Raw genomic sequence first — 22,803 nt, 5'->3', positions numbered from 1 at the left:
AATACCCTGATCATGAGCGAATCCAGTGGCCTGTATGTCGTCGTGCTGGCGGGCGGGATCTCGCACGAGCGCGATGTCTCGCTTCGCTCCGGCCGCCGGGTGGCCGACGCCCTCTCCGATGCGGGTCACCGCGTGGAGCTGCGCGATCCGGATGCCGGGCTGCTGCCGTTCCTCGCGCGTCAGCGCCCCGATGTGGTGTTTCCCGCGCTTCACGGGTCGAGCGGCGAGGACGGATCGTTGCTCGACCTGCTCCGGGCGCTCGGCGTGCCGACGGTCGGGTCGACCGGCTCTTCGGCTCGTCAGGCGTGGTCGAAGCCGGTGGCGAGCTCGCTCGTGGCGGAGGCCGGCATCGCGGTGCCCGAATCGATCGTGCTGTCGCACGAGGCATTCCGTGAGCTCGGCGCGGCGAGCGTGCTCCGCGTCGTGCGCGAAGCGCTCGAGGGCGATCTCGTGGTGAAGCCGGGGTCGGGCGGCTCGGCGCAGGGCGTCACGATCGTCGGCGACCCGAACGACCTTCCGCGCGCGATGGTCGAGGCGTTCACGTACGACGAGGTGGCCGTGGTGGAACGTCGGATCGTCGGCACCGAGATCGCGGTCGCCGTGATCGACCGGGGAGACGGGCCTCGCGCCCTGGTGCCGGTCGAGATCGAGCCGGTCGACGGGGTGTACGGATTCCAAGCCAGGTACAACGCCGGGGAGACCACCTTCTACGCTCCGTCGCGTCTCAGCGACGACATCTCCGCGAGGGTGTCAGATGCCGCGGTGCTCGCGCACCGCACACTCGGACTCCGCGACCTTTCTCGCGTCGACTTCATCGTCGATGACGATGGCGTGCCGTGGTTCCTCGAGGTCAACGTGATCCCCGGACTCACCGAGACGTCGCTCGTTCCCCTTGCGATCGAGGCATCGGGAACGGATGCCTCGACCATCTACAGCGGCTTGGTACACGCCGCGGCGGCTCGCGCATCCTGAGGACTGATTCCCGGCGCTGTACAAACGCCCGTGTCGAGCTGCTCGACACGGGCGTTTCGGTTCGTCAGGAGCGATTCTGCGGGCGAGGACGTCTCACACGCCCTCGAGTTCTTCGCCGAGATCCGAGAGGATGCGCCGGAGATCCTGTACCGTAGCGAAATCTATGCTGATCTGCCCTTTTCGCGCGCCGAGTGCGATGCGCACCCGGGTGTTCAGTCGGTCACCGAGCCGCCCGGCGAGGTCGTCCAGGAAGTCCTGGCGCTTGCCTGCGGCCGGCTTCGCACGCGAAGGCTTCGGAGTGCTCGTGGCGAGCGCTTCGGCCGCTCGTACGGACAGCTCCTCATTGACGATCTTGTCGGCGAATCGCTGCATCGCCTCGGCATCGCCGCCGATCGAGAGGATGGCACGCGCGTGGCCGGCACTGAGTACGCCGGCGGCGACACGGACCTGCACCGACTCGGGCAGCTTGAGCAGACGCAGGGTGTTGGTGACCTGTGGACGCGAACGGCCGAGTCGAGCGGCGAGTTCCTCCTGCGTGATCCCGAAGTCGGACAGCAGTTGCTGATAGGCCGAGGCCTCTTCCAGTGGATTGAGCTGCGAACGGTGGAGGTTCTCGAGAAGCGCGTCGCGCAGCATCGCTTCATCGGCCGTGTCCTTCACGACCGCGGGGATCGTCTCGAGCCCGGCCTCCTTGGTCGCCCGCAGCCGCCGCTCACCCATGACGAGTTCATACTTGCCGGGTTCGATCGGATGCGGCCGCACCACAATCGGCTGCAGCACCCCGAACTCGCGGATCGAGTGCACGAGTTCCGCGAGGTCGTCGGGGTCGAACACGCTCCGTGGCTGCTGGGCATTCGGGACGATGTCATTGGGATCGAGTCGTGCGAGACGCGCGCCCGGCACCGTGATGAGTCCCTCGGCGGTCGCCGCCTGCTCCACTGCGGCGATCGCCGTCGCCGGCGTGGACTCGGCGTCGGGGAAGAAGACATCCACTGGACGAGTCGGACGAGTCGACTCGTCACTGCTCGGAATGAGGGCTCCGATTCCTCGCCCGAGCCCGGTTCGTTTAGTTGCCATTCGCGTGTTCCTTCGGGTTGGCGACGGATCGGCGCGCGATCTCGGCGGCCGCCTCGCGGTAGGACAACGACCCGGTCGACCCGAAGTCGTAGCTGATGACGCTCTGCCCGTAGCTGGGCGCCTCGGATACCCGCACCGAACGCGGGATGATCGTCTCGAGCGTCTGGGTGGGGAAGTGGTCACGCACTTCCTGTGCGACCTGTTGCGCCAGGTTGGTGCGAGAGTCGTACATCGTGAGCAGGATCGTCGTCAGCCGGAGCTCGGGATTGAGGTGCTTCTCGATGAGCTCGATGTTGCTGAGAAGCTGCGAGAGTCCCTCGAGCGCGTAGTACTCGCACTGGATCGGGATGAGCACTTCACGCGCCGCGACGAAGGCATTGATCGTGAGGAGGCCGAGCGACGGAGGGCAGTCGATGAAGACGTAGTCATACGGTCGCTCCATCGATGCCAGGTGGGCATCGAGCGCCCGGCGAAGGCGCTGCTCGCGGGCAACGAGGGAGACCAGCTCGATCTCGGCGCCCGCGAGATGAATGGTCGCGGGCACGCAGTCCAAGCGCTCATGCTCGGTCGACGGACGAATGACCTCGGTGAGCGGCAGGTCGGCGACCAGCACCTCGTAGACGCTCTGTTGTTCGGATCGATGGTCGACGCCGAGCGCTGTGGAGGCGTTGCCCTGGGGGTCGAGGTCGACCACGAGCACGCGGGCACCGGAACGAGCCAGTGCAGCAGCAAGGTTCACGGCAGTCGTGGTCTTCCCGACGCCGCCCTTCTGATTCGAGATGGTGAAGATTCGCGTGCTCTGGGGGAGGGGGAGCACGGCCTCATCGAGCGCGAGGCGCCGACGAGTCTCATCGGCGAGTTGATCAGCCAGGGGAGTTCCTCCGTATTCGATGACCGTTTCACGTGAAACGGGAACAGCGGGCGAACGGACGAGAGTTTCACGTGAAACGTCTACGCCCTCGCCAGTCGTCGTGGCGGCGATCGAAGCCTCGGTCGGCCACGATGCGTTCAAGGGATATGCGGCACGCCCCTCGAGGCCGACGCGCTCGTCTTCGGTGACGTGATCCGTTGGAGCGGCGCCGCCCAGTTCTTCACCAGCAGTCGACTCGAGGTGTGCGTCGGGCGTGAACCGCGAGACGGCTGCCGTATATGAGGGCCCAGACTCCTCGGTGGGGGTTTGATCGGGTTCAACGAGGGACCCGGAGGATTCGTCGGTCGCCGCCACGATGAGATGTTCCGGAGCGGCGGGATTCTCGTCAGCCGACTGTGGGTGAACCTTGGGTGCGGTCGAGGCCTGCTCGTGGTCGGCGTGGAAGCTGGCCGTGCCGGTCGGCACAGGCGACGTCGAGGTGGACTCCCCGCCCTCCGGTTCGTATGAGACCGATTCGGTTACACCCCCGTCGCCCGTGTCGGGCGCTGCGGCGGCACCGGGAACCGACGCGTCGCCGAGTGTCTCCTGGAGTCGTGGTTCCGTCTCGACCGCCCGGTCGTTACCGAAGGCGGTGTCCGCTTCAGCGGATGCGGCCGTCGGTGGCCGCGTCGTGTCTGCTTCGGGAAGCCTGGCGGTGCTCGGCTCCACGTCCATATCGCCGCCGATGGACGGGCTGGCGCCGTCGGCGGGCTCGGTGTCATCGGCTGGTTCGACGCTCGTCGTCGTCGGCTGCGCAAATGCTTCGTCTGGTGCGGCGGGCGATGCCACGGAGCCGTCGGTCTCGGGGGTATCCGATGCGTCCGACGTTTCAGCTGATTCAGCGCCTGATTCGCCGCGTGATGGTTGCAGAGATGAGACGGTATCGGCCGCCGCATCGCCGACGATCTCCCTGATGATGTCCTCGAGCAGTCGGTCCGCGGTCGACCCCGAGATCGTCCTCGGGCTGCTTGCCGGGCCCGCGCGATCAGGCTCGTCGCTCAGCGCCGCGGCGGTCGCCGCATCCCAATCGATGCTCGCCGTCGGGGGAGTAGCCGGCCAACTCACCTGATCTGAGGCGGCCGAGACGGTTTGGGAGCCACGGTCGTCGACGCGTGGCTGGCCAGGATCCGACGCCCCAAGGTCGGGCGCGTGTTGCTCGCGTCCATTCTCATGCACCGATCCGCCCGCGTTCATGCCGTACGCCGGACCGCGGTCGGGAAGATGTGATGCTCGCGGCTCGGCGTGCACGCCCTCGTGATTCTCGCGTCGCTCATTGCCGGTCGACGGGGACTGTGCAGGCTGACTGGCAGGAATGATGCCGCGGGCTTCGGGGCTCCACTGCGTGGGGTCGTCTGGCTCGGGTGCTGGAGGTGGGGGTGTCGAGAGAGTCGACATGACTTCACTCGGGTCTCCGGTGCGAATGCTCCTCCAGTCAGAACTCGCGTGCGTCGTGCCGCCGACTTCATCTGCATCGGGCTGGTGGCGCTTGCGGTGAAACCACCCGCGTCCTCCGCCCTGTCCCATTCCAACTACTCCCACCCATGCTCGTGCCGCGCGTGATCGGCGATGCGCGGGCCGACCTGAGACTCAAGCCTAACCGGCGGCGACGGAGGCGAACGTGTGGAACGCGGCCGAGCCTCGGCCTGATGCGGGGATTGGAGTTGGGGAGGACGAGTTCGACGAAAGCCCGGTCATGCCGCCGCCGGGGCGGATGGGACGCATCCGGCCGTTTCACGTGAAACATCTTCTCGATGGCGATCCGGGCCCTGGAACGCCGTCCGAGTTCCCGCCTGCGTTGGGTGCGTGCTCCACCATCGCTGGTGTCACGTCGTGTTTCCGGGGTCGGCGTCGGCGTCGGAGTTCGCAATCGTCGGCGCCTGCAGTCGACGGATGGACGAACGATGCCTCGGTCGTCATGGAAGGACTATGCCTCGGTCGTCGCGGCACGATGAGCTGGTGCGGCACGCAGATCTACCACGTTGGACCACCGGCGGTCCAGACTCCAGGAGGGTGGATTCCGTGGATGGGGAGTGCACCCTTGCGGACGTGGCCCTGCCGCGGTGTCGCGGAGCTCGAGTCCATCGGTTCGCGGGATGATTCTCCCGATACGGCGTCAGGCCGGTCGTCGTCACGGAATGACGAGCCGGTGTGGCACGCGGATCCACCGCTTCGGATGATCGGCGGTCCAAACGTGAGAGGAGTGGACTCCGCGGCTGGGGAGCGCACGCTTGCGGACATCGCTGAGCCGCGGTGTCGCGGAGCTCGAGTCCAGCCGTTCGACCGAGGATTGGAACGATACGGCGTCAGGGGCGGTCGCGAACGCTGCGCCGGGCGCTGCCTTCGGCGCACGCCCACGGCTGACCTGTGAACGCCGTCGTGTTGATCCGGGTCCTCCCAGTCGCGCTCGCTCGGGCTCCGTTCGAACCCACCCTCGAACTCGAGCTCTGGGAGGGCGGACCCGAGGGCGACGTTGACGAGACCTGGCGCCCGAGTGCTCACAGTGCTCATTGCATCTTCTTGTGACGTCGGTCTGGCATATCCAACCCGGCGTGAGACGACGGCGTCGCGCAGACGAGGTCGCCAGGTTCACAGGCGACCGGTGGCGGCAGCACTGCCATCCGCCGACGTGTCGGCGGCAATTTCGTCATCGAGCTCCACCACCCCGCTCGAGGCATCATCAGACCGGGCGCACCGGGCGGCTCGGGCTGCCCGACATCAGGTGGGTGCGACGAAGGCCCATCGTCGCCCGATGTGGTCGAATCCTCTTCGTGCGAACACGCACCACTGAGCGTCGTTGCCGATGCATCTGGATTGGCGCATTGCAGCTCAGAGTCGAGTGCGGCCGTAGCGGCGACGGCCAGCTTGAACCGGCCGTCGGCGCTTGGGCTTGGCCTGGGCCCGAGTGGGCTTCCATGGCCGAAACCGATTGATGCCATGGGGTCACGGCGGCTCGCGAGATTTGCTCCTCGACGAAGGCACCCGATCTCCGGTCATCCGCGCAGCGGCGATTCTTGTCGTCATTGCGCCGTGCGCGCCGGTTCGAACCCGTGTGCTCCCATCGTCATACCAACGCGCTGCAGCAGCCGCGACGGTGGTGCAATCGCGTCAGTCGGCCCGCAGAGGAATCTCACGTGGGGAGCAGAATTCGCGGACCGGGGGTCGATCCCGTTCGAGGACCTTGCGTCGAGATCGGAGTGAAACCTCCGACGACAGCCGACCTGCAGCCGAGTACAGCGAGGGACCGTCCGGTCGGCACCGTGGGCCCGCACGTGTCTGACCTGACGTTCGCGGGTGCGTGACGACCCGTCGCTGTAGGAGCGACACCTGGACCAGCGGCGGGGCGAGGCGATCTGCGGGAGCATCAACTGCACACAGACGGCCGATCGAAGCGTTCGACCATTCCACCGGATGTTTCACGTGAAACGGGGGGTGGGCGGCCTTCGATATCGCAAATTGGCTGCGGATCGAAAACAGGCACCAGGCCCTGAGGGTGGTGCTGGAAACGCGGAACTACAGGTCGCGTGATCGGATCACGGGCCCCCGTCACCTCGGCCAGCGCTCAGCGTTTCACGTGAAACACGAATCACCCACGGCAGCCGCCCGTCGGAGGCCCGACGTGACACATGGCGACGACGGATGGTCTGATCCGCGAGGTGCGGAAGCGAACCCGTGCGGCGATCGTGGTGGACGCCACCACAACACCCACGTTTCACGTGAAAACACCATCCGCGGGCGGCCGGCGCTCCATCGCCCATCGGCGGACAACAGAACGATGCAACGCCAGCGTCGGTTGCCGGGAAAGCCGGCGCCGCGAGGTGGCGGCCGAACTCCCGATGCACGACCGAGGCGCGGGCTACGCCACGGCCCCGGCGCCGTCGCGTCGCAGAGTGGCCTCACACCTTGCGCCTCGTCGACCACGACTTCACGACGGCGGGCAACGCTTACTGAATGAGTGCGACCCGCTCGCCGTCGTCGGCAGAAACGGCTGGGGTTCGGGGGCATCAGCGAGCGGCCGTGAACGCTGCTCGACGCCATCGCGCGCAGACACAGCCACGCCGCGTCGTGAACGTGCTTGGCGTCGCTGGCGATCGCCGTCTGCAGGTGCCGGGCATGGCAGATCACGAACAGCCCCATCGTCACCGCGCCGGTAGCGGGCACCGAAGGTCCCTGTCGCTGGCAGACATGCACCGCCAGCGGGATTCCTCCTAGCCCGCCACCACGGGTCAGTGATATGGGCGGGCGCGCGAACGACCATTGGCGGCGACCGCGGCGGACGACCGCCGATCGGCATCGGCGCTTCATATGAAGAACGGGGTTCGTAGACTGCGGCCCTCATAGAGAACTGAGATCGGGCGGCGCCGGGACGAACCGAACCCGAAGACACTGCGCTGAGGCGAACCGATCGCGGCGCTCAGCCACTCCTCGACGAAGACGTTTCACGTGAAACGCCCCTTCCCAGAGGATGCCGCTCGCTGGGGATCTGCCGAGCAGCATGGAATGGGTGATGCGATCGTCGGTGGGGGACCGTACGACGGACGATCACACGGTGGGTGACTTCACGTCGCCAACGGCACCCGCGGAGGTGAGTGAGGGTGCACCAGCCCCGTGGGCGATCAACGAACCGATCACGGCGATCGGCGAGCAGCAGGCCGATCCTCAATCGAACCCCGCAGCCACGAGTTCGTGCCCATGACCTCGGGCTTGCGATCGTCGGTGGGGGACCGAACGACGACGGCGCCATATCCTCCAACTCCAGGGAATGCCGGCTCGAGACGTGAGCAGCGGCGGGCGGGCCCACCCGACCCGCATGACGAGGCAGTGGGCAGCCGAGGAGGAGGAGGCACCCGGGCGCCCCGGACGCCCTGGGACGCCTCATCGGTCAACGCGCGTCTCGCGAGCGCATCCTCGCGGAATTCAGAACCGACCGTCTCGAAGGGCGACCTGCGTCCGACCCGCGAGGTCGGCCGCGACGCGGCGGACCCGCCTCTGCTCGACCTGCGACATCACAGCTTCACGCCACCCGCGAGCACGGCGTCGCAGTGACCGACGCTCCGACCCCGCTCCGTCGCAGGAGCCCGACCGCGCTCAGCGGAACGACCCACACCAAGTCGGCCATACGGCGGTCCAGATCATCGAACGAGCTGGGAGGCCGTTGCGGGACGTGCGCCGGAGCGACGCGGCGCGGCCGCCGGACACGTCCGCGCTGTCGGCATGCGCCCGTCACGCAGCCATCCGCGCCGACACCGCGCCGACACCGCGCCGCCGTCGCAGCGTCCGAGCGTCGGATCACGATCACGCGACCCGGCCCGGCCCGGACAAGCTCGCCCAGCACGCAGATGACCGCGACGAAACCGACGTGAGCGCGTCATTGAGGCGGAGTGGCAGCGTCACACCTGGGCCACGCGTCCCCGCCCAGGCATGTCGCCGAACGCACGCGCGTGAATGGTGCGACGCATCAGCCGACGGTCGCGCGAAACACGCGCGTGACGTCGTCGACCAGGCCCTCGCCGAGCACGAGCACCTCGTAATCGTGCACGCGATACTTCCGGATGGCCTTCTCGGCGGCGGCGATCTCGGCGTCCACGCCGGCACCCTTCATGAGCACGAGCTCGCCTCCCGGCCGAACCAGGGGAGCGCTGATCGGGATCAACGTGCGAAGGGCACTGACCGCGCGGGCTGTGACCTGGTCCAGAGCGCCCTTCAACTTGGATTCCTCCGCACGCGCGCGCACGACCTCGACGTTGCCGAGTTCCAACTCCGCGACCTGTCGCTCGAGCCACGCCACTCGGCGCTCCATCGGCTCGATCACGGTGAACGAGACATCGGGTCGCATGATGGCGAGCACGAGTCCGGGGAGCCCGGCACCGGAACCGATGTCGCCGACGCGACCCGGACGCAAGAGTGGGGCGACGAGGGCGCTGTTCAGGATGTGGCGCGACCAGAGCCGAGGCAACTCCAAGGGGCCGATGAGCCCGAGTTCCTCGCCGTGCCGCGCGAGCGACTCCGTGAAGGCGCGGCCGCGGTCGAGGTGGTCCCCGAAGATCTGCGCCGCGACGGCGGGCTCCGACTCCAGTGCGTCCGTCATGGTTTCACGTGAAACGTCAGGCGCCGCGGGTGATGACCGTGTGGCGGTCGGCGCCCTCACCCTCGGACTCCGAGTGGAATCCGCGCTCACTCACCAGGTCGTGCACGAGCTTCCGCTCGTACGACGACATGGGCGGAAGCGCCGCCTCGGCGGCGCCGCCTTCGATGCGCTCGATCGCTCGTGACACCAGCGCCGCGAGCTCGTCGCGACGAGCATCGCGCGACCCGCCGATATCGAGGATGAGCCGCGAGAACACGCCCGTCTTGGTCTGCACCGCAAGGCGCGTCAATTCCTGGAGTGCACTCACCGTCTCGGGCTTCGACAGCACGTTGAGGTTGGCGCCCTCGCCGGCATTCACCGAGACGTACGCCCGGCCGTTGCGGGCGTCGATGTCGATGTCTCCGTCGAGATCGCAGATGTCGAGCAGTTCCTCGATGTAGTCGGCGGCGATGTCGCCTTCCTCCTCGAGCTGCGCAATGGAACGGTCCTCGTCCTGGTGAACGTTCGTCATGGCCTACTTCCCGCCCTGCTTCTTCGCTCGCGCCTTGCCCATGGGCTGCTGGCGCTGGGTCTTCTTCGGTTCCTCGACTGCGACGGCACCGTCCTGCTTCTCCTCCACGACGAGCTTGCCCTTCTTCGCGAGGCGAGCCTCACGAGCGCGGGCGGCCTCACTGCCGGGTGTCGGCATGTTGCGGATGACCACGAACTGCTGGCCCATGGTCCAGAAGTTCGAGACGAGCCAGTAGAACATCACGCCGAGGGGGAACGCGACACCGGAGAACGCGAAGACGAGGGGGAGCAGGTACAGGAGGATGCGCTGCTGTCGGAACATGGGGCTCGCCTTGGTCTCGGGCGACATGTTCTTCGAAACGATCTGCAGCTGCGTGATGAACTGCGAGGCGGTCATCAGCACGATCATCACGGCGGCGACGACCATGACCTGCCACGGGCCGCCGGCATTCATGGCGTTGATGAAGGTCGAGTTCAGCGGAGCCCCGAGGAACACGGCGTTGGCGAACGAGTCGGCGAGTTCCTGGCTCATCGCGCCCACGCCGGCCTGGTCCTTCACCGATGCGTCGTTGAGCACCGAGAACAGGCCGAAGAAGATCGGCATCTGCAGCAGCAGGGGGAGGCACGACGAGAGCGGGTTCGTGCCCGTGCGCTTGTAGAGCTCCATGGTCTCGCGCGACATCGCCTCGCGCGAGAACTGGTCCTTCTTGCCCTTGTACTTGTCCTGGATCTTCTTCAGCTGCGGCGCGACCTCGAGCATGCGCCGCTGGCTCTTGATCTGCCGCACGAAGATCGGGATCAGGGCCGCACGAACGACGATGACGAGGCCCACGATCGAGAGCACCCATGTGACGCCCGAGTCGGGATCGAGCCCGATGAACGTCCACATGGAGTGGAACGCGACGAGGATGAGCTCGATGACCCATTTGATGGGCCAGAGAATCAGACCGATGAAGTCCATGGGTGCGGGTCAGTCCTTTCGGGACAGGATGGGGGAGGAGTTCGTGAGCACCGCAACCGCAGCCGAAGCCCGATCGTCAGCTGCGTGCGTGCGGGCGTGCGCACGTCGGGCGGCCGCGGCATCCGCTTCGGCCTTCGGGAACATACCCCTCGGCACGACCCAGCCGAACGAGGTCACGACGTAGCGGTCGTGGCGAGCGGGGCGGACGTCGTCGATGCCTCCGGCCGACCACGGGTTGCACCGAAGGATGCGCCAGGCCGTGAGCGCCGAGCCGACCAGCAGTCCGCGCTGCTGCACCGAGCCGAGGCCGTACGCGGAGCAGGAGGGGTAGTACCGGCAGACGTCGCCGTACAACGGAGAGATCACCGCGCGATAGCCACGGAGCAGCAGCACGCCGAGGTTGCGGGGGATGAGCAGCAGGAAGAGCAGAAGGTTGCGCATCAGGCGCTCCTCGAAGCGAGTGTCGAGGAGCCGGCGGGGGGCACACGGCGGCGGAGTGCATCTCGCACCTCGGCGCGCAGCGCGGACCACGTGGCATCCGCCGCTCCCGGCAGGGCACGAACGACGACGTCCACGCCGCCAACACCGTCGGCCACGGCCTCATGACACGCGGCCTTGAGGCGCCGTCGCACGAGATTGCGTCGCACTGCCGTGCCGACCTTCTTGGAGACGATGAAGCCGAAGCGTGCGTCGGTGCCCGACTCCCGTGAGCGCAGATAGCTCACGGTGTGGGCACCGACGACCTTCGCACCCCGGCGCACGATGACTCGGTAGTCGTCGGCGCTCGTGATGCGATTGGCTTTGGCGAGCACCGAGCGACTAGGCGGAGAGTTCGGTGCGACCCTTGGCGCGGCGTGCCGACAGAATGGCACGGCCGGCGCGGGTGCGCATGCGAAGGCGGAAGCCGTGCTTCTTGGCGCGACGACGGTTGTTCGGCTGGAAGGTACGCTTGCTCATTCTTCTTCTCCGGCTTTCGGATCTCCGTGTCGTGCAGCATGCGATGCGCCGACGGGAAAACTGGGTGCCCAAAGGGCTGGGGTCAACCTATTAAAACTACGGCCTCGAAGGGCCGGGGTCAAACCAGGCGAACCTCGCGCTGACCATAGCGCAAACACGACAGTATCCCGCCTCCCTCCGGATCACCTGTGGACCGACACGCCCGTGTCGTCGAATCCCTCCACCGGCATTTGTCCCCGGGGGCCGGATTCGCTACCGTGTGAGACCAGTTATCCCCAGCTTCGCGCGCAGAATCTCAGGCCTCTTCCCGAATCTGCCCACAGGCCGTGGATAACGCTGTGAACACTTCGCGTCGCGCCGCTCGCGTGTCGATCGGGGGATCGATGAGCGGCACACGACGGCACCGGAACGATTGCGGGGAACGATGACAGAGCAGCCCATTTCCGAGACGTGGGCGACCGTCCTCGACCGGCTGTCGGACGACGAGGCCATCACGCCGATGCTCCAGGGGTTCCTGAGCCTCGTCGAGCCCAAGGGCATCGCCGCCGGCACGTTCTACCTCGAGGTGCCGAACGACTTCACGGCCAGCATGCTCAACCAGCGGATGCGCGTCTCGCTGCTGTCGGCCATGAGCGTCATCGAGGCGCCGTCCGCGGTCACCTCGTTCTACGTCGTCGTCAATCCCGAGCTCGAAGAGGCGCGCGCCCCCGAACCCCAGTCGACTGCGCTCGGCGACTACCCGAACCCGGTGGAGCTTCCGGCGTCGCCGCAGTCGGTGTTCGAGAACACGAGTCCCGATCGCCCCCGCGACGCGCGGCTCAATCCGAAGTACTCGTTCGACAGCTTCGTCATCGGCCAGTCGAACCGCTTCGCCCATGCCGCGGCGGTCGCCGTGGCGGAGGCTCCGGCGAAGGCGTACAACCCGCTCTTCATCTACGGCGATTCGGGACTCGGCAAGACGCACCTGCTGCACGCCATCGGCCACTACGCCATGAGCCTGTATCCCGGCATCCGGGTGCGATACGTCTCCAGCGAGGAGTTCACGAACGACTTCATCAACTCGATCGCGAACAACCGAGGCTCGATGTTCCAGCAGCGCTACCGGAACATCGACATCCTGCTGATCGACGACATCCAGTTCCTGCAGGGAAAGGCAGAGACGCAGGAGGCGTTCTTCCACACGTTCAACACCCTGCACGACCACAACAAGCAGGTCGTGATCACCAGCGACGTGCCGCCGAAGCACCTCACGGGGTTCGAGGACCGCATGCGCAGCCGCTTCGAGTGGGGCCTCATCACCGACGTCCAGGCACCCGACCTCGAGACCCGCATCGCGATCCTCCGCAAGAAGGCGCAGTCCGAGCGACTCCAGGTGCCCGACGAGATCCTCGAGTACATGGCCTCGAAGGTGTCGAGCAACATCCGCGAACTCGAGGGCACGCTCATTCGCGTCACCGCCTTCGCGAGCCTCAACCGAACGCCGGTCGACATGCCGCTCGTGCAGACCGTGCTGAAGGACCTCATCATGGACGACTCGGACAACGTGGTGGCTCCGGTCGACATCATCACGGCGACGGCCGAGTACTTCAAGCTGACCGTCGACGACCTCTACGGTTCGAGTCGTTCGCAGGCCGTCGCCACCGCACGACAGATCGCGATGTACCTCTGCCGCGAACTCACGAGCCTCTCGCTGCCCAAGATCGGCCAGCTCTTCGGCAACCGCGACCACACGACCGTCATGTACGCCAACAAGAAGATCTCGGAGCTCATGAAGGAGCGCCGGTCGATCTACAACCAGGTCACCGAGCTCACGGCGCGCATCAAGCAGACGAGCCGCTACCGCTGATCTGGATCCACGGCCGGCACGATCGGATGCCGCGGCCGGCACGATTCCGGCTTCGACTCGCCGTGCTCGCCCCGTCGCCGACCGTGCCCTCCTGCGCCCTGTGCGGCCCGCCGGCGGCGATTCCCACAGCTGTGGACAACTTGTGGATTGTTAACGAGCAACCCCGTCAACACTGTTGAGACAACGCCGCACCCTGTGCACAACTCGGTGCGACGCTCATCGCCGACCTGCGTCATCCGATGCGAAGCCCACACACTGTGCACAGATCGGATGCCCCTCCTCGGGCGTCATTCCGCGGATCGCTGCACACCATCCACAGTTTCCACAGCGGTTAACACCGTTAAGAGAGAACTGGTTAACCAGGGGACCCGACAACATTCGAGTCGGCTGCCGGACTGTCGCATTCGGGGCCATCGAATCTCCCGCCGTCGCGGGGGGCCTGCGGATAGCATGGGAACCCACGACTGCGCCATCCACGACGGGAGAACCGTGAAGTTCCAGGTCAATCGCGACGTCTTCAGTGAGGCCGTCTCCTTCGCCGTCAAGCTGCTGCCCCAGCGCACGACGCTGCCGATCCTCTCGGGCATCCTCATCCAGGCGAACGACGAGGGGCTGGTGCTCTCGTCGTTCGACTACGAGGTGTCGTCGCAGACCGAGATCCAGGCCGACGTCGAGGAGCCCGGCACCGTGCTCGTCTCCGGCCGGCTCCTCGCCGAGATCGCCGGGCGCCTCCCGAACGCCCCCGTGCGCGTGACCACCGAAGACGCCCGCATCTCGGTCAGCTGCGGTTCCTCGAACTTCACCCTGCTCTCGATGCCGGTCGAGGAATACCCGTCGATCCCCGAGATCTCGGGCGAGTCGGGCGTCGTGCCGGCCGAGGAGTTCGCGACCGCCGTCGCGCAGGTCGCGGTCGCGGCATCCCGAGACGACGTGACTCCGGTCATCACGGGCGTGCAGCTCGAGGTGCGCGAGAACCACCTCGGACTCGTCGCCACCGACCGGTACCGGGTCGCCGTGCGCGAGATCGACTGGGACGGCGGGGCGGTGGCCGGCGACGACACGCTCACGGCGCTCGTGCCGGCGCGCACGCTGCAGGAGGTCGGCAAGACCTTCGGCCACTCCGGCACCATCTCGATCTCGATCACCAGTCGCGACGATCGTGAGCTCATCGCCTTCAGCGCGGACCGCAAGACCGTCACGTCGCTGCTCATCAAGGGCAACTTCCCGCCGGTGCGGCGACTGTTCCCCGAGACGGTCGACAACTACGCCGTCATGAACACGGCCGAGCTGATCGAGGCGACCCGCCGTGTCGCCCTCGTGCTCGAGCGCGAGGCCGCCCTGCGGTACACGTTCACGGCCGACGGACTCACCCTCGAGGCGATCGGCAGCGAGCAGGCGCAGGCGTCCGAATCGATCGACGCCATCCTCACCGGCGACGAGACCGTCGTGTCGCTGAAGCCGCAGTTCCTGCTCGACGGTCTCGGTGCCGTGCACTCCGAGTTCGTGCGCATCTCGTTCACGAAGACCGAGAATCCCAACAAGCCCGGCCCGGTGCTCATCACGAGTCAGTCGTCGCGTGAGCAGGCCGGCTCGGACACGTACCGGTACCTGCTGCAACCCAACCTCCTGCTGCGCTGAGGCCGGCGAGGTCGGCGGTCGGCGGTAGCGTGGAGGCTCCCGGATGCCGCGTGATCGAAGGGAGTCCAGCGTGCACGTCGCCCGGCTCTCCCTCACCGACTACCGCAACTACGAGCGCGCCGAACTCGCTCTCGGGCCGGGTGCGACCGTGTTCGTCGGCCGCAACGGCCAGGGCAAGACGAATCTCGTCGAGGCGATCGGGTACCTGTCCACGCTGGGCTCGCACCGGGTCTCCGGTGACCAGGCGCTCATCCGAGCCGGGGCGGATGCCGCGATCATCCGCGCGCTCATGGCGCACGGCGACCGCGAGGTGCTCGTCGAACTGCAGCTCAATCGCCAGGGTGCCAACCGCGCGCAACTCAACCGCTCGCCGGTGAAGACCCGGGAGCTTCCCCGGTACGCGCACAGCGTGCTCTTCGCACCCGAAGACCTCGCCATCGTGCGGGGCGAGCCGTCGGTCAGGCGCCGCATGCTCGATGAGCTGCTGGTGCAGCGCACGCCGCGGCTCGCCGGCGTGATGGCCGATTACGACCGCGTGTTGAAGCAGCGCAACTCGTTGCTGAAGAGCGCACGTGCACGCGGGCTCGCCGCCGCCAGGCTGCCGACGCTCGAGATCTGGGACGAACGGCTCGTCGAGCTCGGGTCGGAGATCATCGACCAGCGGGTCGCGCTCATCGGCGATCTCGCTACGCCGCTCGCCGCGGCGTACCGGTCGATCGTCGACGCGGACCATCGGCCCGAACTCCGTCCGCTGCTGTCGATCGACGGGGGCGAGTCCGACGGCGAGGCGGGTTTCGCGGGAATCTCGGGTTTCGAGACGCCTCCTGCGTCGGCTCCTCGACCCGCGGATGCGTCGGTTCCTCAGCCCACCGACACCGCGGCGCGGTTCGCCGAGGCCGTGCGCCGACTGCGCCCGAAGGAGCTCGAGCGCGGCATCACGCTCGTCGGCCCGCACCGCGACGACGTCGTGCTGCTCCTCAACGGCCTTCCGGCCAAGGGGTACGCGAGCCACGGCGAGTCGTGGTCGTTCGCCCTCGCGCTCCGGCTCGCCTCGGCCGAGCTGTTGCGGCGCGATTCGTCGACGGGTGACCCGGTGCTGGTGCTCGACGACGTGTTCGCCGAGCTCGACCGGCTGCGCCGGGAACGCCTGGCCGCCGCGATCGGCAGCTTCGAGCAGGTGCTCGTCACGGCCGCCGTGCTCGAGGACGTGCCCGAACCGCTCACGGCCCGGATCGTGCATATCGAGTCGGGCCGCATCGTCGAGAGCGAGACCACGGATGTCTGAGGCGGCGCGCGTCTACCAGCACTTCCGCGAGATCTTCGGCGACACCCGACCGCGCCCGGGTCGGGCCCGAAGCCGGGTGCGCGAGGCATCCGGGAGCGAGCCCTTCACGCCGGGCCGCGACCCCAAGCCGCTCGGCGACGCGATCGACGGCCTGACGACCCAGCTCGGCTGGACGGCGCCCCTCTCGCAGCACGAGGTGCTCGCCTCGTGGGCCGACGTCGCGGGGGAGGAGATCGCGAAGCACTCCGAGGCGATCGCGATCGAGAACGGGGTGCTGCAGGTGCGCTGCGAGTCCACGGCGTGGGCGACGCAGCTCCGGCTGATGCGCACGGAACTGGTCACGCGCATCCTCGACCGTAGCCCCGATGCGGGAGTCGAGACCATTCGGTTCCAAGGACCGGATGCCCCCACCTGGAAAAGGGGTCCCAGATCGGTTCCAGGGCGTGGTCCACGCGATACCTACGGCTGAGACGGCAAATTCGGTCACTGAGCCTGAGTCATCGCCTCAGATCGGCGCTTCCGGGCCGGGGTGGAGCCTCCGTTTGATAGGATCAAGGGTCGCCAGAATGACGGTCAGGAGCCCGATTCACACATGACAGCCGAACCCACGAAGGCCCAACAGAAGCCGGCATACGGCGCTGATGACATCCAGGTTCTCGAGGGCCTCGAAGCGGTACGCAAGCGGCCCGGCATGTACATCGGTTCCACGGGACCGCGCGGCCTGCACCACCTCGTGTATGAGATCGTGGACAACTCCGTCGACGAGGCGCTCGCCGGGTACGCCACCGCCATCGACGTGACGATCCTCGCCGACGGCGGGATTCGGGTGGTCGACAACGGCCGCGGCATCCCGGTCGACGTCCACAAGACCGAGGGCCGTTCGACCGTCGAGGTCGTGCTCACCGTGCTGCACGCCGGCGGCAAGTTCGGCGGCGGGGGATACGCCGTCTCGGGCGGACTGCACGGCGTCGGATCATCCGTCGTCAACGCGCTCTCCTCCCGGCTCGACGTCGAGGTTCATCGGCAGGGCTCCGTGTGGACGCAGTCGTACACGGTGGGCGTGCCCGACGCGCCGCTCGCACAGGGCGGGGCGTCCGACAAGACCGGCACGACGATCACCTTCTGGCCGAGTCCCGACATCTTCGAGACCGTCGAGTTCGACTACGAGACGCTCCGCACCCGGTTCCAGCAGTACGCGTTCCTCAACAAGGGCCTGCGTATCACCCTGACCGACCTGCGTGCGGGCAAGGAGGAGATCGACCCCGCCGACACCCCGACGACCGGGGTGATCACGATCCACCCCCGCTCCGACACCTTCCTCTATGAGCGCGGTCTCGTCGACTACGTCGAGTACCTCAACCGCTCGAAGAAGACCGACGTCGTGAACGAGGAGGTCATCTCCTTCGAGTCCGAGGACACCGAACGCAAGATCGCGCTCGAGGTCGCCATGCAGTGGACCACCGCGTACACCGAATCGGTGCACACCTACGCGAACACCATCAACACGCACGAGGGCGGCACCCACGAGGAGGGTTTCCGCGCGGCGCTCACGACCCTCGTGAACAGGTACGCGAGGGAGAAGGGCATCCTCAAGGAGAAGGACGACAATCTCTCCGGCGAGGACGTGCGCGAGGGACTCACCGCGGTCATCTCGGTGAAGCTCGGCGAGCCGCAGTTCGAGGGCCAGACCAAGACGAAGCTCGGCAACACCGAGGCGAAATCGTTCGTGCAGAAGGTCACGGCCGATCAGCTCGGCGACTGGTTCGAGCGCAATCCCGGCCCCGCTCGGGACATCATCCGCAAGGCGATCCAGGCGGCGACGGCCCGACTCGCGGCCCGCAAGGCGCGTGAGGCCACCCGCCGGAAGGGACTCCTCGAGTCGGGCGGCATGCCCGGCAAGCTGAAGGACTGCTCGTCGAAGGACCCGTCGGTCTCCGAGATCTTCATCGTCGAGGGCGACTCGGCCGGCGGCTCGGCCGTCCAGGGCCGCAACCCCGAGACCCAGGCGATCCTGCCGCTGCGCGGCAAGATCCTGAACGTCGAGAAGGCCCGCCTCGACCGCGCGCTCGCGAACAACGAGGTGCAGGCGATGATCACGGCGTTCGGCGCCGGCATCGGCGAGGACTTCAACACCGAGAAGGCCAGGTACCACAAGATCGTGCTCATGGCCGACGCCGACGTCGACGGCCAGCACATCACCACGCTGCTCCTGACCCTCCTGTTCCGCTACATGCGCCCGCTCATCGAGCTCGGCTACGTGTACCTCGCGCAGCCGCCGCTCTACCGCATCAAGTGGTCGAACGCCGAGCACCAGTTCGTGTACTCCGACAAGGAACGCGACCTCCTGGTCGCCGACGGCACCGCGAAGGGCTGGCGCGTTCCCAAGGACAACGGCATCCAGCGTTACAAGGGTCTCGGCGAGATGAACCACCAGGAGCTCTGGGAGACCACGATGAACCCCGAGACCCGTACGCTCCTGCAGGTCACCATGGAGGATGCGGCCGCCGCCGACGAGATCTTCTCGACCCTGATGGGCGAGGACGTCGAGAGCCGCCGCAACTTCATCCAGAAGAACGCGAAGGACGTGCGTTTCCTTGACATCTGACGTGATCAACCCCGGCGCCGACGACGACCGCGAGGACTTCGGCGTGCACGGCAGGATCGACCAGGTCGACCTGCAGTTGGAGATGCAGCGGTCGTACCTCGACTACGCCATGAGCGTCATCGTCGGCCGCGCGCTCCCCGAGGTGCGCGACGGACTGAAGCCGGTGCACCGCCGTGTCATCTACGCCATGTACGACGGCGGCTACCGGCCCGACAAGGCGTTCTCGAAGTGCGCCCGCGTCGTCGGCGACGTGATGGGTCAGTACCACCCGCACGGCGACACCGCGATCTACGACGCGCTCGTGCGCCTCGTGCAGCCGTGGAGCCTCCGCTACCCGCTGGCGCTCGGCCAGGGCAACTTCGGCTCGCCCGGCAACGACGGCGCAGCGGCACCTCGGTACACCGAGACGAAGATGGCGCCCCTCGCCCTCGAGATGGTGCGCGACATCGACGAGGAGACCGTCGACTTCCAGGACAACTACGACGGCCACACGCAGGAGCCGTCGATCCTGCCGTCGCGCTTCCCGAACCTGCTCGTCAACGGGTCGGTCGGCATCGCGGTGGGCATGGCGACGAACATCCCGCCGCACAACCTCCGCGAAGTGGCATCCGGCGCCCAGTGGTACCTCGAGCACCCCGACGCCACGCGGGAGGAGCTCCAGGAGGCGCTGATCCAGCGCATCAAGGGACCCGACTTCCCGACGGGCGCGCAGATCCTCGGCGTGAAGGGCATCAACGACGCCTACCGCACCGGACGCGGATCCATCACCATGCGTGCCGTCGTCTCGGTGGAGGAACTGCAGGGCCGCACCTGCCTCGTGGTCACCGAGTTGCCCTACCAGGTCAATCCCGACAACCTCGCCATCAAGATCGCCGACCTCGTGAAGGACGGGAAGATCGGCGGCATCGCCGACATCCGCGACGAGACATCCGGCCGCACGGGTCAGCGCCTCGTGATCGTGCTGAAGCGGGACGCGGTCGCGAAGGTCGTGCTGAACAACCTCTACAAGCACACGCAGCTGCAGGAGAACTTCGGCGCGAACATGCTCGCGATCGTCGACGGCGTGCCGCGGACGCTCTCGATCGACGGGTTCGTCGCGCACTGGGTCGATCACCAGATCGACGTGATCGTGCGTCGCACGCAGTACCGCCTGCGCAAGGCGGAGGAGCGCATGCACATCCTGCGCGGGTACCTCAAGGCGCTCGATGCGCTCGACGAGGTCATCGCGCTCATCCGCCGTTCCTCCACCGTCGAGGACGCCCGCGAGGGGCTCATGAAGCTCCTCGACATCGACGACCTGCAGGCGCGCGCCATCCTCGAGATGCAGCTGCGCCGGCTTGCCGCGCTCGAGCGCCAGAAGATCATCGACGAGGCTGAGGAGCTCGCCGCGCTCATCGCCGACTACCAGGCGATCATCGCGTCGCCGCAGCGCCAGCGCACGATCGTCTCGGAGGAGCTCGCCGAGATCGTCGACAAGTACGGCGACGAGCGTCGAACGCACATCCTGCCGGGCTACGACGGCGACATGTCGGTCGAAGACCTCATCCCCGAGGAGGAGATGGTCGTCACCGTGACGCGCGGCGGCTACGTCAAGCGCACGCGCAGCGATAACTACCGCTCCCAGCACCGCGGAGGCAAGGGCGTGCGCGGCGCACAGCTGCGCGCCGACGACGTCGTCGAGCACTTCTTCGTCACCACGACGCACCACTGGCTCCTCTTCTTCACGAACATGGGTCGGGTCTATCGCGCCAAGGCCTACGAGATCCAGGAGGGCGGCCGCGACGCGAAGGGCCAGCACGTCGCGAACCTGCTCGAGATGCAGCCCGACGAGCAGATCGCCGAGATCCTCGACATCCGCGACTACGAGGTGGCGAAGTACCTGGTGCTCGCCACCCGCGACGGCCTGGTGAAGAAGACCGACCTCACCGCCTACGACACCAACCGGTCGCGCGGGGTCATCGCCATCAACCTCCGCGAGGGCGACGAACTCGTCTCCGCCATGCTCGCCGACGACGATGACGAGATCCTCCTCGTCTCACGCAAGGGCATGTCGCTCCGGTTCGAGGCGACCGACGAGGCGCTCCGGCCGATGGGGCGCTCGACCTCGGGCGTGAAGGGCATGAGCTTCCGCGACGGAGACAGCCTGCTCGAGGCATCCGTCGTCGATCGGTCGGATGCCGCGGCCGACGCGGATGTCGCCGGGCCGACCGCTGAGGACAACGGCCAGAAGCTCAGCGCGACCGACACCTACGTGTTCGTCGTCACCGAGGGCGGCTACGCGAAGCGCACCCGCGTCGAGGACTACCGCAAGCAGCAACGAGGCGGACTCGGCATCAAGGTCGCGAAGCTCAGCGAGGACCGGGGCGACCTCGCCGGTTCGCTCATCGTCTCGAGCACCGACGAGGTGCTGGTGGTTCTTGCCAGCGGCAAGGTGGTACGCTCTGACGTCGCCGAGGTTCCCGCCAAGGGCAGGGACACGATGGGCGTCGTGTTCGCGAAGTTCGCGGATGACGACCGGATCATCGCCATCGCGAAGAATTCCGAACGGAATCTCGTGGAAGAGGCCGCAGACACCGAAGCGGCCGAGCCCGCGGGGGAGGAGTAACCGTCCATGAGTAGCGTCGCCGAGAAGCTGGCCCGCAAGTCGAACCGCCGACCCCCGGCGAAGCAGGTGCGGTTGCGCCTCGTCTACATCGACTTCTGGTCGGCGGTGAAGTTGTCGTTCCTCGTCGCGGTGGCCCTGGCGGTGATCAGCATCGTCGTCACCTTCCTCGTGCACACGGTGCTGAGCTCCACGGGCATCTTCGAGCAGGTCAACTCGCTCGTTCAGGACGTGGCCGGCTCGAGCGGCGACCTCACGTCGGTGCTCTCCCTCGGCAACGTGATGGGCTTCGCGATCGTGGCGGCGCTCCTCAACCTGGTCGTCACCACTGCGCTCGGCGCCATCGTGGCGGTGCTGTACAACCTCAGCGTGAAGATCACGGGCGGCCTGCTCGTCGGCTTCACGAACAACTGAGCGCCGGCCTTCGGCTCGATTCGGAGATTGCCCGGCGGTCGGGTAGTCTGTCCTTCGGCCGAATTCGGGGATATAGCTCAGGCGGTTAGAGCGCTTCGCTGATAACGAAGAGGTCCGAGGTTCAAGTCCTCGTATCCCCACTCCGAAAATTCCACACCGACGGATGTCGCGGCGTCCGTCTCCGGGGCCTTAGCTCAGTTGGTAGAGCGCCTGCTTTGCAAGCAGGATGTCAGGAGTTCGATTCTCCTAGGCTCCACACCCCACAAGTTCCCCCTGATCAGACGGCATCTCAGCCCACTGCTCGGGGGACTTTTTCGTGCCTCCGATCGTCTCTCGTGCCATCCCCGTGCCAGTAGCGCCGCCGATGGCACCCCAGGAGAGCGCATCGAGCGCCGCCGCAATGGTCGCGTTCCGCTCCTCCGCCGCGTGCTGGTAGATGAGCGATGCCCGCGCCGTTCGGTGTCCTGCGCGCGGCATGAGTTCGCGCGTCGTCGCCCCCACCTGCGCCGCCATCGTCAGACCTGCGTGGCGAACGTCGTGAACGTGGAACTGCCCGAGCCCGACCTTCCGCGCCGCCCTCCTCCACACCTGCCCGAGGGCGTGATTGATGATCGGCTCCCCATCGGTGCGCAGGAATAGGGGCGACTTCGCGAACCCGCGTGACCGCGACAAGTGCGTCCCCTTCAGCGGCGACGCTTGGAGGGAGCACCACCGTCCGCGCGGTCCCTGTCTTCGTGGGGGTGGTCACCGGCTTGCCGTTGACGAGGGTCGTCTGTCGCTCCACCCTCAGCACACCGTCCCCGTCGCCGCCTCGCTGAAGGGCCACGAGTTCACCAGGGCGCAGGTGCGCGTCGAACACCATCAGCAACGAAGGAGGCCCGCCCTCATGAGCGGAAGCGACCCGGGGTGGGGAATTTCGATGAGGGCGGACGTGGGGAATT

At 67.1% G+C, this 22,803-nt stretch carries 17 protein-coding genes and 2 tRNA genes; 10 read left to right on the top strand and 9 right to left on the bottom strand.

All coding sequences use genetic code 11. From position 1 onward, the window contains the following. Nucleotides 1–12: 12 nt before the first annotated feature. Nucleotides 13–972: an ATP-grasp domain-containing protein gene (locus tag EZM51_RS15350; protein ID WP_136709182.1), complete on the top strand. Its 960-nt coding sequence runs from the start codon at nt 13–15 to the stop codon at nt 970–972. A 93-nt stretch (nt 973–1,065) separates the two neighbouring features. Here the strand turns inward: EZM51_RS15350 and EZM51_RS15345 are convergent, their stop codons facing one another. The 8 genes from EZM51_RS15345 to rpmH form a co-directional block, all read right to left on the bottom strand. Further along, nucleotides 1,066–2,049 carry a ParB/RepB/Spo0J family partition protein gene (locus tag EZM51_RS15345; protein WP_136709181.1) on the bottom strand — a complete coding sequence of 328 codons (984 nt, stop codon included), beginning with the start codon at nt 2,047–2,049 and terminating at the stop codon, nt 1,066–1,068. Further along, nucleotides 2,039–4,153 carry an AAA family ATPase gene (locus tag EZM51_RS15340; RefSeq protein WP_248305689.1) on the bottom strand — a complete coding sequence of 705 codons (2,115 nt, stop codon included), beginning with the start codon at nt 4,151–4,153 and terminating at the stop codon, nt 2,039–2,041. Before EZM51_RS15340 ends, EZM51_RS15345 begins: the two co-directional genes overlap by 11 nt. A gap of 4,261 nt (nt 4,154–8,414) precedes the next feature. Continuing rightward, nucleotides 8,415–9,044: a 16S rRNA (guanine(527)-N(7))-methyltransferase RsmG gene (gene rsmG / locus EZM51_RS15335; protein ID WP_136709180.1), complete on the bottom strand. Its 630-nt coding sequence runs from the start codon at nt 9,042–9,044 to the stop codon at nt 8,415–8,417. A gap of 16 nt (nt 9,045–9,060) precedes the next feature. After that, a complete protein-coding gene (locus EZM51_RS15330) occupies nt 9,061–9,555 on the bottom strand; it encodes a R3H domain-containing nucleic acid-binding protein (RefSeq protein ID WP_136709179.1) in 495 nt (164 codons plus the stop codon). A 3-nt stretch (nt 9,556–9,558) separates the two neighbouring features. Then, a complete protein-coding gene (yidC, locus tag EZM51_RS15325; protein WP_136709178.1) occupies nt 9,559–10,515 on the bottom strand; it encodes a membrane protein insertase YidC in 957 nt (318 codons plus the stop codon). A gap of 9 nt (nt 10,516–10,524) precedes the next feature. After that, complete coding sequence (gene yidD / locus EZM51_RS15320) at nt 10,525–10,956, bottom strand: membrane protein insertion efficiency factor YidD (protein ID WP_136709177.1); 432 nt, start codon at nt 10,954–10,956, stop codon at nt 10,525–10,527. Further along, entirely contained in the window at nt 10,956–11,327 is a 372-nt protein-coding gene (rnpA, locus tag EZM51_RS15315; RefSeq protein WP_136709176.1) for a ribonuclease P protein component, read from the bottom strand. Before rnpA ends, yidD begins: the two co-directional genes overlap by 1 nt. A gap of 7 nt (nt 11,328–11,334) precedes the next feature. Then, entirely contained in the window at nt 11,335–11,472 is a 138-nt protein-coding gene (gene rpmH / locus EZM51_RS15310; RefSeq protein WP_022889115.1) for a 50S ribosomal protein L34, read from the bottom strand. A gap of 424 nt (nt 11,473–11,896) precedes the next feature. Here rpmH and dnaA point away from each other — a divergent pair, with 424 nt between their 5' ends. The 9 genes from dnaA (at nt 11,897) to EZM51_RS15265 (ending at nt 22,118) form a co-directional block, all read left to right on the top strand. Further along, entirely contained in the window at nt 11,897–13,318 is a 1,422-nt protein-coding gene (dnaA, locus tag EZM51_RS15305) for a chromosomal replication initiator protein DnaA (protein WP_136709175.1), read from the top strand. A gap of 489 nt (nt 13,319–13,807) precedes the next feature. Beyond that, nucleotides 13,808–14,956: a DNA polymerase III subunit beta gene (gene dnaN, locus EZM51_RS15300; RefSeq protein ID WP_136709174.1), complete on the top strand. Its 1,149-nt coding sequence runs from the start codon at nt 13,808–13,810 to the stop codon at nt 14,954–14,956. A 70-nt stretch (nt 14,957–15,026) separates the two neighbouring features. After that, nucleotides 15,027–16,241 carry a DNA replication/repair protein RecF gene (gene recF, locus EZM51_RS15295; protein ID WP_136709209.1) on the top strand — a complete coding sequence of 405 codons (1,215 nt, stop codon included), beginning with the start codon at nt 15,027–15,029 and terminating at the stop codon, nt 16,239–16,241. Beyond that, entirely contained in the window at nt 16,234–16,710 is a 477-nt protein-coding gene (locus EZM51_RS15290) for a DciA family protein (RefSeq protein ID WP_136709173.1), read from the top strand. The genes recF and EZM51_RS15290 overlap by 8 nt, the downstream gene beginning before the upstream one ends. A 123-nt stretch (nt 16,711–16,833) precedes the next feature. Next, nucleotides 16,834–18,846 carry a DNA topoisomerase (ATP-hydrolyzing) subunit B gene (gene gyrB, locus EZM51_RS15285; RefSeq protein WP_136709172.1) on the top strand — a complete coding sequence of 671 codons (2,013 nt, stop codon included), beginning with the start codon at nt 16,834–16,836 and terminating at the stop codon, nt 18,844–18,846. Between the two features lies 1 nt (nt 18,847). Continuing rightward, the gene (gene gyrA / locus EZM51_RS15280; RefSeq protein WP_282568150.1) at nt 18,848–21,451 is read left to right on the top strand and encodes a DNA gyrase subunit A; all 2,604 of its coding nucleotides are present in this window, start codon (nt 18,848–18,850) and stop codon (nt 21,449–21,451) included. 6 nt (nt 21,452–21,457) lie between these two features. Next, nucleotides 21,458–21,862, top strand: coding sequence for a DUF3566 domain-containing protein (locus EZM51_RS15275; protein ID WP_136709170.1), 405 nt, complete (start codon nt 21,458–21,460; stop codon nt 21,860–21,862). Between the two features lie 66 nt (nt 21,863–21,928). Beyond that, a tRNA-Ile gene (locus tag EZM51_RS15270) sits at nt 21,929–22,002 on the top strand. A gap of 43 nt (nt 22,003–22,045) precedes the next feature. Further along, nucleotides 22,046–22,118 (top strand) — tRNA-Ala (locus EZM51_RS15265). On the opposite strand, the gene EZM51_RS21315 is transcribed toward EZM51_RS15265, so the two are convergent. Next, nucleotides 22,109–22,534 (bottom strand): tyrosine-type recombinase/integrase, encoded by a 426-nt coding sequence (locus tag EZM51_RS21315; protein WP_349236070.1) that lies wholly within the window; start codon nt 22,532–22,534, stop codon nt 22,109–22,111. The two genes, EZM51_RS15265 and EZM51_RS21315, sit on opposite strands and share 10 nt — an antisense overlap. Nucleotides 22,535–22,803 lie beyond the last annotated feature (269 nt).

This window comes from Agromyces sp. H66 (assembly GCF_004959775.1).
Lineage (GTDB): Bacteria > Actinomycetota > Actinomycetes > Actinomycetales > Microbacteriaceae > Agromyces.
This window is presented reverse-complemented; position numbering and strand designations above follow the sequence as displayed.

What these genes read in the sequence shown, in the direction of transcription:
- EZM51_RS15350 (WP_136709182.1), top strand. Translation starts at nt 13, where the DNA reads ATGAGCGAATCCAGTGGCCTGTATGTCGTCGTGCTGGCGGGCGGGATC.
- EZM51_RS15345 (WP_136709181.1), bottom strand. Translation starts at nt 2,049, where the DNA reads ATGGCAACTAAACGAACCGGGCTCGGGCGAGGAATCGGAGCCCTCATT.
- EZM51_RS15340 (WP_248305689.1), bottom strand. Translation starts at nt 4,153, where the DNA reads ATGAACGCGGGCGGATCGGTGCATGAGAATGGACGCGAGCAACACGCG.
- rsmG (WP_136709180.1), bottom strand. Translation starts at nt 9,044, where the DNA reads ATGACGGACGCACTGGAGTCGGAGCCCGCCGTCGCGGCGCAGATCTTC.
- EZM51_RS15330 (WP_136709179.1), bottom strand. Translation starts at nt 9,555, where the DNA reads ATGACGAACGTTCACCAGGACGAGGACCGTTCCATTGCGCAGCTCGAG.
- yidC (WP_136709178.1), bottom strand. Translation starts at nt 10,515, where the DNA reads ATGGACTTCATCGGTCTGATTCTCTGGCCCATCAAATGGGTCATCGAG.
- yidD (WP_136709177.1), bottom strand. Translation starts at nt 10,956, where the DNA reads ATGCGCAACCTTCTGCTCTTCCTGCTGCTCATCCCCCGCAACCTCGGC.
- rpmH (WP_022889115.1), bottom strand. Translation starts at nt 11,472, where the DNA reads ATGAGCAAGCGTACCTTCCAGCCGAACAACCGTCGTCGCGCCAAGAAG.
- dnaA (WP_136709175.1), top strand. Translation starts at nt 11,897, where the DNA reads ATGACAGAGCAGCCCATTTCCGAGACGTGGGCGACCGTCCTCGACCGG.
- EZM51_RS15290 (WP_136709173.1), top strand. Translation starts at nt 16,234, where the DNA reads ATGTCTGAGGCGGCGCGCGTCTACCAGCACTTCCGCGAGATCTTCGGC.
- gyrB (WP_136709172.1), top strand. Translation starts at nt 16,834, where the DNA reads ATGACAGCCGAACCCACGAAGGCCCAACAGAAGCCGGCATACGGCGCT.
- EZM51_RS15275 (WP_136709170.1), top strand. Translation starts at nt 21,458, where the DNA reads ATGAGTAGCGTCGCCGAGAAGCTGGCCCGCAAGTCGAACCGCCGACCC.